The organism is Mesorhizobium sp. P2_D6, assembly GCF_056404315.1.
In genome coordinates this window covers 300711-313109 of the sequence record NZ_JBFUEG010000006.1, presented here as the reverse complement: position 1 = coordinate 313109, position 12399 = coordinate 300711, and the positions used below count along the sequence as shown (strand labels likewise).

At 63.1% G+C, this 12399-nt stretch carries 13 protein-coding genes; 8 read left to right on the top strand and 5 right to left on the bottom strand.

Features of this window, described 5'->3' with window-relative positions; translation table 11 throughout:
• Positions 1 to 2 precede the first annotated feature (2 nt).
• Positions 3 to 1124, bottom strand: a complete 1122-nt coding sequence (locus AC1D1L_RS15850) for a branched-chain amino acid ABC transporter substrate-binding protein (RefSeq protein ID WP_477342509.1) — start codon at positions 1122 to 1124, stop codon at positions 3 to 5.
• A gap of 382 nt (positions 1125 to 1506) precedes the next feature.
• Positions 1507 to 1773, bottom strand: coding sequence for an SEL1-like repeat protein (locus AC1D1L_RS15845; protein ID WP_025583692.1), 267 nt, complete (start codon positions 1771 to 1773; stop codon positions 1507 to 1509).
• A 443-nt stretch (positions 1774 to 2216) separates the two neighbouring features.
• On the opposite strand from AC1D1L_RS15845, the gene AC1D1L_RS15840 reads away from it, so the two are divergent.
• From AC1D1L_RS15840 to AC1D1L_RS15820, 5 genes are all read left to right on the top strand, one after another.
• A complete protein-coding gene (locus AC1D1L_RS15840) occupies positions 2217 to 2558 on the top strand; it encodes a DUF2147 domain-containing protein (protein ID WP_352584918.1) in 342 nt (113 codons plus the stop codon).
• A 224-nt stretch (positions 2559 to 2782) separates the two neighbouring features.
• Positions 2783 to 2941, top strand: coding sequence for a hypothetical protein (locus tag AC1D1L_RS15835; protein ID WP_185970258.1), 159 nt, complete (start codon positions 2783 to 2785; stop codon positions 2939 to 2941).
• Between the two features lie 39 nt (positions 2942 to 2980).
• Positions 2981 to 3175: a hypothetical protein gene (locus tag AC1D1L_RS15830; RefSeq protein ID WP_477342508.1), complete on the top strand. Its 195-nt coding sequence runs from the start codon at positions 2981 to 2983 to the stop codon at positions 3173 to 3175.
• 182 nt (positions 3176 to 3357) lie between these two features.
• On the top strand, positions 3358 to 4818 hold the full coding sequence (locus AC1D1L_RS15825) for an AMP nucleosidase (protein WP_477342507.1): 1461 nt from the start codon (positions 3358 to 3360) through the stop codon (positions 4816 to 4818).
• Positions 4819 to 4936: 118 nt separating this feature from the next.
• Positions 4937 to 5968, top strand: coding sequence for an endonuclease/exonuclease/phosphatase family protein (locus AC1D1L_RS15820; RefSeq protein WP_477342506.1), 1032 nt, complete (start codon positions 4937 to 4939; stop codon positions 5966 to 5968).
• Positions 5969 to 5993: 25 nt separating this feature from the next.
• Here the strand turns inward: AC1D1L_RS15820 and AC1D1L_RS15815 are convergent, their stop codons facing one another.
• Together AC1D1L_RS15815 and AC1D1L_RS15810 are read right to left on the bottom strand one after the other, a co-directional pair.
• Complete coding sequence (locus AC1D1L_RS15815) at positions 5994 to 6593, bottom strand: DUF922 domain-containing protein (RefSeq protein ID WP_477342505.1); 600 nt, start codon at positions 6591 to 6593, stop codon at positions 5994 to 5996.
• Positions 6594 to 6670: 77 nt separating this feature from the next.
• Positions 6671 to 8350, bottom strand: coding sequence for an electron transfer flavoprotein-ubiquinone oxidoreductase (locus tag AC1D1L_RS15810; RefSeq protein WP_477342504.1), 1680 nt, complete (start codon positions 8348 to 8350; stop codon positions 6671 to 6673).
• Between the two features lie 219 nt (positions 8351 to 8569).
• On the opposite strand from AC1D1L_RS15810, the gene AC1D1L_RS15805 reads away from it, so the two are divergent.
• The 3 genes from AC1D1L_RS15805 to AC1D1L_RS15795 all read left to right on the top strand — a co-directional run bounded on the left by AC1D1L_RS15805 (position 8570) and on the right by AC1D1L_RS15795 (position 11362).
• Positions 8570 to 9208, top strand: a complete 639-nt coding sequence (locus tag AC1D1L_RS15805; RefSeq protein WP_477342503.1) for a hypothetical protein — start codon at positions 8570 to 8572, stop codon at positions 9206 to 9208.
• Positions 9209 to 9418: 210 nt separating this feature from the next.
• Positions 9419 to 10297, top strand: coding sequence for a uracil-DNA glycosylase (locus AC1D1L_RS15800; protein ID WP_477342502.1), 879 nt, complete (start codon positions 9419 to 9421; stop codon positions 10295 to 10297).
• Positions 10298 to 10549: 252 nt separating this feature from the next.
• The gene (locus AC1D1L_RS15795) at positions 10550 to 11362 is read left to right on the top strand and encodes a helix-turn-helix domain-containing protein (RefSeq protein ID WP_477342501.1); all 813 of its coding nucleotides are present in this window, start codon (positions 10550 to 10552) and stop codon (positions 11360 to 11362) included.
• On the opposite strand, the gene AC1D1L_RS15790 is transcribed toward AC1D1L_RS15795, so the two are convergent.
• On the bottom strand, positions 11363 to 12337 hold the full coding sequence (locus tag AC1D1L_RS15790; protein WP_477342500.1) for a DMT family transporter: 975 nt from the start codon (positions 12335 to 12337) through the stop codon (positions 11363 to 11365).
• Positions 12338 to 12399: the final 62 nt, after the last annotated feature.

Below are 12399 nucleotides of genomic sequence, written 5' to 3'. Positions count from 1 at the left end.
GATTACTGCGCGATCGGCGCGTATTTGCCGTCATGCCACTGGTTGATGTCGTAGCTGGCGTTCTTCAGGTCGCCCTTCTCGTCGAAGGTAACCTCGCCGACCACGGTGCTGAACGGCGTGCCGTTCTTCAGCGCTTCGGCGACCTTGACCGGATCGTCGGTTCCGGCGCGCTTGACGCCCTCTGCAAAGGCCTGAACGACGGCGTAGGAGAACAGCGTGAAGCCTTCCGGCACGAAGCCGCCCGCCTTGATCTTGGCGATGGCCTCCTTGGCTTCCGGCTTAGCCTGCGGGTCCGACGGGAAGACGAACATCGTGCCTTCGCCGGCCGGGCCAGCGACCTGCCAGAATTCCGGCGAGGCGATCGAGTCCGGCATGATCAGCTGGAACTTGACGCTCTGCTCGGCCGACTGACGCAGGATCAGCCCGGCTTCCGGGTGATAGCCGCCGAAATAGACGACGTCGGCCTTGAGGTCCTTCAGCTTGGTGACGAGTGCCGAATAGTCCTTCTCGCCGGCATTGATGCCTTCATAGTCGACTTCCTTGAGGCCGCCGGCATTCATCGTCGCCTTCACGGCATCCGCCACGCCCTGACCGTAGGCGCTCTTGTCGTGCAGGATGACGATGTTCTTGCCGGCATATTTCTTGGCGATCCAGGGGCCGATGAAGGCGCCTTGCGCGTCGTCACGCGTGTAGAGACGCATGATCGTCGGCCAGCCGGCCTTGGCGGCGGCGTCAGTCAGTTCGGGATTTGAAGAGGCCGGGCTCATCATCAGCGCGCCGGCCTCGGCGTAGACGGCGGAAGCCGGGATGCTCGAACCCGAACAGGCATGGCCGTCAATAAACTTTACGCTGTTGGCGACGATGCGGTTGGCCACCGAAACCGCCTGCTTGGGATCGCACTGGTCGTCTTCGATGTCGAGCTTGATCATCGAGCCGTTGACACCGCCGGCGGCGTTGATCGCGTCGGCTGCTGCCGTTGCGCCCTGCTTGAACTGATCGCCGATCGTGGCGAGCTGTCCGGTCATCGGGCCGACCACCGAAATGGTGATATCATCGGCAAAGGCAACCGGCGCGCTCATCATCAGGCCAAATACGGCCGCGCTCAAAATACCCATTTTTTTCATGGTGATAGAACTCCTCCCACACTCGCGCAGCCGCTCTGGCCGCGCTTCTTTCAGAAGGCGGGACAATTTCATCCTTCACTGGGCCTGTCTAGGCGCATCGGCGCCACTCGATTGGGCCTCATCAACGCAAAAAGCCACGCCAGCCTTGTTCCGGCCGGTCGTGGCTTTTTGCTCTTAGAGCAGTCCCCATGCGCCCCCGCGCCACGAAAACCTGCTCACCGTCCCCATTGTGCACGGCTGGGACCGTGTCGGCCTGCCGCGTTCTCGTCTTTCGTCGTCGACCGTCTTGTCGCGGTCTTGTTGTCTACCGGTTCCGGCCGTCTATGCGGTCTTGATCCCGGAGCTTCCCTGTCTTTCGTATATCTGCTCGAGATCGCCGATCTCAGTGCATGGTCATCCATTCGCGGGCTTCGCGCAGCGCCCTGGCGATCTCGACCTTGGACATTGCGGCCGACAGTTCCGAGCGCAGTTCGGCGGCGCGGATCGAGCCCTTGATGGCGGCGATGTTGAACCATTTGTGGGCGGCAACGACATCGGTCTCGCAATCGCGGCCGGTCGCATACATCATGCCCAGTTCGAAAAGAATGTCGGCCTGGGCAGTTGCCCCCATGGCGCCGAAGCCGGCTTCAAGCATTTCAAAACGTGCCATTTTAGTCCCCTGTCTGGCTCCCGAGAGCTGGCCTTTTCTGTCCCCCGGTGTCCCCTGGGGAGCCGCTCTTTCGATGCTTTCGAGAATGAAGCCGAGCCTTGAATTCGTCGTTAAATGGCGTGCTTAATTTGGAGAAAACAAAGCTAAAACAAGAGGTAAACGCGGAAATTCGTTAAGGATACAAAGTCAGCAACCGCGCCGTTTCGCGCCGGATTTGACGAAAATTTATGGGGCACCAATCAACACTCTGCTAACCACGGAAACCAAAGCCAACGCCTCGATCGTTTCATTTCCTGGTCGCTGAGCGCTTTCTCGACCCTTATGAAAATTGCAAACCCTTCCCCCACGGCACCCGCTTTTGTTTTGCCGGGAGCTGGATTAGCTTACGTTTGCGTAAGGGGCAGAGAGGCGGGCGCCCACCTAAAACCACAGGGAGGACAGATATGTTTCGGAAAGTGAGCTTGGCCCTGGCGGCTACAGTGATGATGGCGGGCGCGGCCTGGGCCGATCCGATCGAAGGCAATTGGAAGACGCAAGCCGGCGACACCGCACTCATTGGCGGCAGCGACTCATTCTCCATCACACTGAAGACCGGCAAATATGCCGGCAAGACCATCGGCTCGCTCAAGCCGGCCGGCGACAACAAATATGCCGGCAACATCACAGATCCGGCAAACGACAAGACGTATTCCGGCAAGGCCACACTGTCGGGTACCTCGCTGAAGATGAGCGGCTGCGTGCTCGGCGGGCTGATCTGCAAGAGCCAGACCTGGCACAAGCTCTGAGCTTGCCGTTTTGACATGACGACGACGGGGCCCCAACAGGCCCCGTTTTCTTTTCCAGGACGATCCACGACATACCCGCGTCGGCACCTCGCGGCCTCTTAGCCGAGCCGACGCTCTCCCTAAAACATCGTCAATCACTTTGAACCGCAGATGAACGCCGGCATCAGAGCCGGTTCAGTCGCATCAGGGCATTTTGAAGGCGTGTTCAAGGAGACACCACGCAAATGCTCGCTCGCCGCTTCACCATCGTCTGCCTGCTGATGAGCCTGTTCGGCATGTTCTTCGCCATTCTCGTGGCCGAAGCCGGCCGTCCGGCCCGCTCCTGGGATGCAGCCAGTTCCAGCAGCTGCCAGTTCGATTGCATGAACCATTTTCGCCCCTGAAACGACAAAGACATAGATCCAAACAGAAAAGCCAAAGCCATGAACCGCACAGCCATCAACGCCCTCCAGACCCTCCGGCTTCTGCCGCGGGCGGCGCTCGTCCTGATCGTGCTGTCGGCGCCGGTCCTGGCCATGCCGATGATGCGGGCCGCTGCCGACACGACGACCGACGCGCCGGCGACGAAGAAGCATGGCGTTGGCTTTGTTCTGCTGGTCAGCCTGCAGCGCGGGTAAGCTATGCTGGCATTCAGGTGATGCCGGCCTGACCCGAATCTCAACACACCTTGAAACGTGGTGGAATAAATCTTCGCCTTGGCCGCCTGGATGGCCACCCTCCCCCTCCCAAGTGCGGCCTCAAGTCCCTATATTGAGCCATGGAAAAGCGAATCTACCCACAAGCTATCGAATCGGTCGTGATGCCGGAGCCTTTCGGCAAGAAGAGCTTCGACGACGCCAAAAAGGCCGTGGCCGCCTTGCAGGCGCTCTACGACCGCAACACCAAATTTCTGCGCGACTCCTTTGCGACACTTGCCGCCGGCGGCGACGAAAGCAAGCGGTACCGCGCCTTCTACCCGGAGATCGGCGTCACCACCAATTCTTTCACCCAGATCGATTCGCGCCAGGCGTATGGCCATATGCCGACGCCAGGGCATTTCTCGACCACCATCACCCAGCCGGTGCTGTTCGAACGCTATCTCGTCGAGCAGCTTCGCCTGATCATGCGCAATCATGGCGTGCCGGTGACGGTTTCGGAATCGACCACGCCGATCCCGCTGCATTTCGCCTTCCTAGAAGGCACGCATGTCGACGGCGCCGCGGCAGAACGCATCAAGCGGCCGATCCGCGACCTGTTCGATGTGCCGGATCTCGACGGCACCGACGACCAGATCGCCAATGGCACCTTCGAAGTGGCGTTCGGCGAACCGAGGCCGCTCGCGCCATTCACGGCGCAGCGCATCGACTATTCGCTGCACCGCATGACGCATTACACGGCGACCAGCCCGCAGCATTTCCAGAACTTCGTGCTGTTCACCAACTACCAGTTCTACATCGATGAATTCGTCGCCCGCGCCCGGACCCAGATGGCGGAAGGTGGCCACGGCTATGCTGAATTCGTCGAACCCGGCAATGTCGTCACCAAGGCCGGGCAGAGTGCGCCCAGCGAAGGCGTGGCGGCGCCGCGCCTGCCGCAGATGCCAGCCTATCATTTGAAGAAGCCGAACCATGGCGGCATCACCATGGTCAACATCGGTGTCGGCCCGTCCAACGCCAAGACGATCACCGACCATGTCGCCGTGCTGCGGCCCCACGCCTGGTTGATGCTCGGCCATTGCGCCGGCCTGCGCAACACGCAGGCGCTGGGCGACTATGTGCTGGCGCATGCCTATGTCAGGGAGGACCATGTGCTGGACGACGACCTGCCGGTGTGGGTGCCGATCCCGCCGCTGGCCGAGATCCAGGTGGCGCTGCAGGAGGCGGTCGCCGAAGTCACCGGGCTTTCCGGCTACGATCTCAAGCGCATCATGCGCACCGGCACCGTCGCCACTATCGACAACCGCAATTGGGAGTTGCGCGACCAGCGCGGACCGGTGCAACGGCTGTCGCAGTCACGCGCCATCGCGCTCGACATGGAATCGGCCACCATCGCCGCAAATGGCTTCCGCTTCCGCGTTCCCTACGGCACGCTGCTGTGTGTCTCGGACAAGCCGCTGCATGGCGAGCTGAAGCTGCCCGGCATGGCGACTGAATTCTACAAGCGGCAAGTGGCGCAGCATCTGACCATCGGCATCAAGGCGATGGAGAAGCTGGCGGAAATGCCGATGGAACGGCTGCATTCGCGCAAGCTGAGAAGCTTTTCGGAGACGGCCTTCCAGTAGACTGGCTCCCGTAAATGTTGGCCGCGAGGCGTTTCGTCATCTTGATTGGGCCGCATTTGCGCCGATAACAGGCCTGACACCCTCGGCCCGACACTTTGGGCAATGCAAACCCGGTCTGATGGCACGCGTGCGAAACATGATGGCTTCGATGGCGTTCCTGGCAATGCTCGGCCTCTCGGCCGCGCTTGTAGCCGGGTTCCTTGGCACACTGCATCCGGCCTTCGATTCCTTCGCCCATTTCCGCATCCATTTTGCCGTGCTGATGGCCCTGATTGCGCTGCCGCTGCTTGCCACCTCGTTTCGCCTGCAGGCGGGTGTGGGCCTGCTCTTGGCCATAGCCGCCTTCGCCAGCACGTTGAGCACCTTGCCGCGGCTGTGGCCGGTGCAGGCCGCCGGTGACGCCGAGCCCGGCAATGAGACGGTCTATAGGCTGCTGCAGATGAACCTGCGCTTCAACAATCCGACGCCCAAGAAGGTTCTTTCGCTGATCGGCCGGACCAACCCCGACGTGATCACGCTCGACGAAGTATCGGCGATGTGGGCAACCGAGCTCGGCTATATCAGCAGCGCCTATCCCTATCGCATCCTGTGCGCCTATCCCAACGGCGTGTTCGGCGTGGCGCTGTTGTCCAGGCGGCCGTTTGCCGTCGGTACCGAACCATACTGCGAACCGCGCGGCGCGATGGCCACCGCCACGGTCGACTTCGGCGGCATCGGCGTCGATGTCGCGGCGATCCATCTGAGCTGGCCGTGGCCGAAGGAGCAATACTGGCAGATTGGCGAGTTGACCAAGACGCTCACCTCGCTGGGCGAGACGGCGATCATGGCCGGCGACTGCAATGCCGTGCCGTGGAGCGCTGCGGTGCGGCGCGTCGCATCGCTCGGCGGACTGACCGTGATGCCGTCGGCCGGGCCGAGCTGGATTCACCGGACGCTGCCCGACTTCCTGCGCCGCTACGCGGGTCTGCCGATCGACCAGGTATTCTCGAAAGGCGGGGTGACGATCCTGTCGTCAACCCGGCTGGAAGACACTGGCTCGGACCATCTGCCGGTGATGGTGGAATTTTCGCTGAAGCGCGACGAGAACAAGCCGGTCGACGAGAACGCCACCGCGACCGTGTCGCTCATTCAGCCCGACATGCGCGGCTAGATCAACACGTTACGGGCTTGAGGTTTCACAAGCCTACAAGGGCCTCGATGATGCGCTCGACATGGCCGCCTTCACTGTGCTCGCGCGCGTCGAAGGCGATCTGTTTCGCTTCATAGACCTTGGCGGTGGCTTCCAAGCGCCGCCGGGCTTCGGCGCGCGTCTTGTTGCATTGCGGATCGTTGGCAAATTTCATGCCGCGAACCGACCGCTCCGCGGCCTGCATCATCTGCCCGGCGATACGGCCATGGGTTCCTTCATGAGCGAGGACGCCGGTGAAGAACCGGTTCCAGCGTTTGCGCAGCGCCGGCGTGACGGCCGAGGCCACGCGCGGATAGGTGTAGGTGATGTTGAGCGTTCCATTGGCCTGGCGCAGGCGGCAGACGCCGTTGACCTGGCCGAGGTCCAGGCTCCAGTCCGCGGTGTAGCTTGTCTGCGCGATGGCGTGGGTCATGAAACCGTGCTTGGGCCCACTGCGGTTCATGGCTACGACCAGACCGGCACCCGTGGCGCCGGTAATGTCGTAGGTTCGCGTCTTGACGGCAGTTTTCACGCCGGCAGACGCCGTCCCGACGATGCCGCAGGCCGCGCCTATGACGGCGACGCAAAACAAGACCAACACCCGCATGCCATTCTCCCACATGGACACAGCAATGAGACCACAAGCAGATGACGGTTTCAACAATCAATGGCGCCGGGCGCGCCTTACATGCCCTGGTAGACCGGGCCTTCGCCGCCTTGTGGCGGCACCCAGTTGATGTTCTGGTTCGGATCCTTGATGTCGCAGGTTTTGCAGTGCACGCAGTTCTGCGCGTTGATGACGAAGCGCACATCCTCTGCGGCCGGATCGGCGGCGGCGTTGCCGTCCTTGTCGACCCATTCGTAGACACCGGCCGGGCAATAGCGGGTCGACGGCCCGGCGAAGACGTCGTGCTCGGAACGCTGCTGCAGCGCCATGTCGCCGACGATGAGATGCACCGGCTCGTTTTCCTCGTGATTGGTGTTGGACAGGAACACCGAGGACAGACGGTCGAAGGTCAGCACGCCATCCGGCTTGGGATAGGCTATCTTCGTGTGCTTGGCGGCCGGCTCGAGCGTCGCATAGTCGGCCTTGCCGTGCTTCAGCGTGCCGAAGGGCGAGAAGCCGAACAGCGTGTTCAGCCACATATCAAGACCGCCGAGGCCGATGCCGAGAACAGTGCCGAAGCGCGACCAAAGCGGCTTGACGTTGCGGACCTTCTTCAAATCCTTGCCGATGTCGGTCGCCCGCCAGGCGTCCTCGTAGGAGGCCAATTCGTCATTGGCGCGGCCGGCGCCGATGGCTTGCGCGACATGGTCGGCCGCCAGCATGCCGGACAGGACCGCATTGTGCGAACCCTTGATGCGCGGAACGTTGACGAAGCCGGCAGCACAGCCCATCAGCACGCCGCCGGGGAAGGACAGTTTCGGCACCGACTGCCAGCCGCCTTCGGTGATGGCGCGCGCGCCATAGCCGATGCGCTTGGCGCCCGCGAATGTGCCCGATATCGCTGGATGGGTCTTGAAGCGCTGGAATTCCTCGAACGGCGACAGCCAGGGGTTCTTGTAGTTGAGATGCAGGACGAAGCCGACCGCAACCTGGTTGTCCTCCAGATGATACAGGAAGGAGCCGCCGCCGGTCTTCAGATCGAGCGGCCAGCCGAAGGAATGCTGCACCAGGCCCGGCCGGTGGTTCTCCGGCTTGACCTGCCACAGTTCCTTGAGGCCGATGCCGTATTTGCCGGGCTCGCGACCGTCGGACAGCTTGTATTTGGCGATCAGCTGCTTGGCGAGAGAGCCGCGCGCGCCTTCGCCGATCAGCACATATTTGCCCATCAGCGCCATGCCCGGCGCAAAGCCCGGGCCGTGCGTGCCGTCCTTTTCGACGCCCATGTCGCCGGTGATGACGCCGGTGACGGCGCCGGCATCGTTGTAAACAAGGCTGGCGGCGGCAAAGCCCGGATAGATTTCGACGCCCAGCGCTTCGGCCTTGCCAGCCAGCCAGCGGCAGACATTGCCGAGCGAGACGATGTAGTTGTCGTGATTGTTCATCAGCGGCGGCATCATGATGTTGGGCAGGCGGAACGAGCCGGCAGGGCCGAGCACCAGGAAATGGTCCTCGGTGACCGGCGTCTTGAAGGGATGGCCGTCTTCGTCGCGCCAGCCTGGCAACAGGCGGTCGATGCCGATGGGATCGACGACGGCGCCGGACAATATGTGGGCGCCGACCTCGCCGCCCTTTTCCAGCACGACGACGGAAAGCTCGGGATTGACCTGCTTGAGACGGATCGCCGCGGCAAGGCCCGCCGGGCCGGCCCCGACGATGACAACGTCGAATTCCATGCTCTCGCGTTCGATCTCGCTCATCAACCCCTCCGCACTGGCTAACCGTTTCCGGGCATTTTGCTGGCTCTTGCGCTGCATAGCGCATCAATCCGCGACAGGAAACCGGCGCTGACGTGACAATGCCGTTTTCGCCAAAAAGTCGCGGATAACGGTGATGCTGCACGCCTTTTGCGCTTAGCCGGACCGAGCTTCCCATATTTTAATTGTTCGGCGGCTCGCTTATCGGCCATACTTCAGCCCATGCGCACGCCGTCCGGCTTTTCATTGACGCGCTTTCCCCTTCCGCCCGGCCGGACCCGCCGAGCGCTTCTTCTCGCCCTTTCGCTGCTGGCGCCGGTTGAGGCTCATGCCGATCCGGTGAAGGTGTGGGCGACCGGGGCCTACTCCTTTTCCGACGAGCTTGGCGGCTTCCACATCACCGGCGCCTCGGGCCTCGGCACCAAGGAAGACCCGCTGGTCATCTCCGAGGAGCTGAATTCGTCGACGCCGGTGACGCTCACCATCCGCACCACCAAACCGATCCAGCCGTTCAGCACCAATGGTGAATTCGCCAACGGCGTCCTGTACATGCGCATCGAGGTGCTCAACAACAGCGGCCAGGCCTGGGTCGAATTCCAGTTCGAGCTGCAGGAGATCCTCAACCAGCCGAGCGTGTTCGGCGACGGCCTGTCGTTCGACCAGCGCAACAAGACGCCCGATAATATCTTGTCGAGCGCCTATGCCGATTTCGACCGCGATTTCGAACCCTATGACCGGCTGCTGTTCAAAAACGGCAAGATCGACCCGCTGAAGACGGGAAGCTTCGAATTTCTGATCACAGACTATACGCCGCGCTGGACGTTCTATCTGGTGCAGGATCCGCGGATACCGACGGGCTGAGTAATCTCCCCCCTTGAGGGGGAGATGTCGCCAAAGGCGACAGAGGGGGTCGGTACGTCCTGACGCGACACTCTCCCTCACTGACAGACGAGGCTAGCGCTCCACGCGCGGCGACCCCCCTCTGGCCTGCCGGCCATCTCCCCCTCGAGGGGGGAGATTACTAACCGCCCAACCTTGCAAATCGTCTCTCGGCGGACGAATGTGCCCGGCATGACTGCCGCCTCCCCCAACAACCGATCCGACCTTGCCGACCTTCTGGCATTCTACGCCAGCGCAGGCGTCGACGAGGCGCTGGAAGACGCGCCGGTGAACCGGTTTGCCGAGGCTGCACCGAGGCCTGCCGAGCGCGCAGTGGCGCCGGCCGCGCCGCCGCGTGAAAACAAGGCAGCGGAACAACCAACAGCCAGCCCCAGGCTGGATGCGAGCCAGGTCCCGGACGCGCCGGCGCGCTCCGTGCCGGCCACCGCGACCGTGCCCGATGAGGCACAGGCAGCACTTGCCCGGCAAATGGCGGCAAGCGCCTCGACGCTCGACGCGTTGCGCCAGCACATGGCGTCCTTCGACGGCTGCAACCTCAAATTCACCGCCAAGAACCTGGTCTTCGCCGACGGCAATCCGCAGGCATCGCTGATGCTGGTCGGCGAGGCGCCCGGCCGCGACGAGGACATTGAGGGCCTGCCCTTCGTCGGCCGCTCCGGCAGGCTGCTCGACCGCATGCTGGCGGCGATCGGGCTTGACCGCACTTCCGCCTATATCGCCAACGTCATCCCCTGGCGGCCGCCCGGCAACCGCACGCCGACGCCGCACGAGACCGAAATTTGCCGCCCCTTCATCGAGCGGCAGATCGAGCTGGTCAATCCCAAGGTGCTGGTCAATCTCGGAGGCCCATCGGCCAAGACCTTGCTCAACACGAGCGAAGGCATTTTGCGGCTGCGCGGCAACTGGCGGGTGCATACGACGGCGTCCGGCATCGCCATTCCGGCGATGCCGACACTGCATCCGGCCTACCTGCTGCGCACACCGGCGCACAAGAAGCTGGCATGGCGGGATTTTCTCGAGGTGAAGGCGAAGCTGAAGGGGTTGGGGTGACTACAATCTCCCCCCTCGTGGGGGAGATGTCCGGCAGGACAGAGGGGGGCGCGGAGGATCACCAGCCTCGCAATCTCGCTTATTTTCGCCCAGCAGAAGCAGCCCCAAAAAATAGCGGACCGGTCGGCGGGACAGCCCCCCTCTGCCTTGCCAGGCATCTCCCCCACAAGGGGGCAGATCAATTGTCGCCTCGGCCTCACCATGACCTCGGAAGTAATTGAAATATGCCCCTCCCCGGCCTACTCATCCCGCATGACAACAGCCCAGACCTCCGCCGGCAGCCTGATCCGCGAATGGCGCACGCGGCGGCGCATGAGCCAGCTCGATCTCGCCATGGAGGCCGAGATTTCGCAGCGGCATCTCTCCTTCGTCGAAAGCGGCCGCGCGGCCCCCTCGCGCGACATGGTGCTGCATCTGGCGGAACAGCTTGAGATCCCGCTCAGGCAGCGCAACCAGCTGCTGCTTGCCGCCGGTTTCGCGCCGAGCTTCAGCGAACGGCCGATCACCGACGCGACGCTGGCACCGGCGCTTGCCGCGGTCGAGACCGTGCTCAAGGGGCATGAACCGTTCCCAGCGCTCGCCGTCGACCGGCACTGGAACCTGGTTTCGGCCAATGCCGCCATCGGCCCGTTTCTGGCCGATGTTGACGAGCGGTCGCTGCTTCAGCCGCCGGTCAACGTGCTGCGGCTCAGCCTGCACCCGAACGGCATCGCGCCGCGCATCGTCAATCTCGGGGAGTGGCGGGCGCATCTGCTGGAGCGGCTGAAGCATCAGAACGATGCCGCCGGCGATCCCGTGCTGGTCGAGCTGGAGCGTGAATTGCGAACCTTTCCATCCGGCCTCAAGGGCGCGCGACCTGTGCCGGTTGAGCCCAACGGCATCGTCCATCCGCTGCGGCTGGCGCATGGCGACCAGGTACTGTCCTTCATCAGCACCATCACCGTCTTCGGCACCCCGCTCGACGTGACGCTGTCGGAACTGGCGATCGAGTCATTTTTCCCGGCGGATGAGCAGACGCGGTCGGTGCTGGTGAGGCTGGCGAAGGAACGTTCGCAATCGTCCTGATCACCCCTGCGGCGGCGCCGCTTTTCGGGTGCGGGTGCGCTCAAGACCGAGCTGGCGCTCGCGCCAGATGATGAAGATGCCGGCGGCGACGACGATCACGCCGCCGACCAGCGTGTTGATGGTGGCGACATCGCCGAAGGCGAAATAACCGACGACGACACCGAGGATCATCGAGGTGTATTCGAACGGCGCCACCACCGAGGCCTCGGCATGGCGGTAGGCGGCCGTCATCAGGATCTGCGCCAAGCCGCCGCCGAACCCGGCGGCAACCAGCAGGCCGGCCTGCCGCGGCGTCAGCGCCTGCCAGCCGAAAGGCAGTGAAAACAGCGCCATGACGCTCGCCGTTGCCGAAAACCACAACACGATGGTCGCGGTCCGTTCGGTCTGGACCAGATTTCGCACCAGAAGGATGGCGTTGGCGGAGATCGCCGCGGAAACCAGCGCCGCAACCACGCCCAGTACGTCCTGGTCGCCGAGTGCGGCGCCAGAAGTGAGCAGCGTCAGTTCCGGCCACGAGATGATCAGCACGCCGACCAGACCAACGGCAACCGCGCTCCAGCGATAGATACGGATGGCCTCGCCGAGGAACAGCGAGGAGAACACCACCACCAGCAGCGGCTGGGCATAGTTGAGCGTTATCGCCTCCGGCAGCGGCAAGCGCGTCAGCGCGAAGAAGCCGAGTCCCATGGCGCAAACGCCGACGACACCGCGCGCAATGTGGTTCAGTGGGCGTTTGGTGGCAAACGCCGTACCCAGCTTTCTCCTGAAGGCCAGGAAGACGATGATCGGGAAGATGGCGAAGAAGGAGCGGAAAAAGACAATCTGGCCGGCAGGCAAAGTACCGGCTGCCTTGATGCAGGTCTGCATGCCGACGAAGACCGCCACCGACATGATCTTGAGCGTGATCCCGGTCAGGACACGGCCGGGGTGGTCGGACAGTTTCCCGGCCGCTTCGTTTCCCGGTCCGGCTTTCACTGCGGTGTTGCTTCCCGGATCGCCGCTGAGATGCACGTCACACGACGCAGCACAGAGGCGCG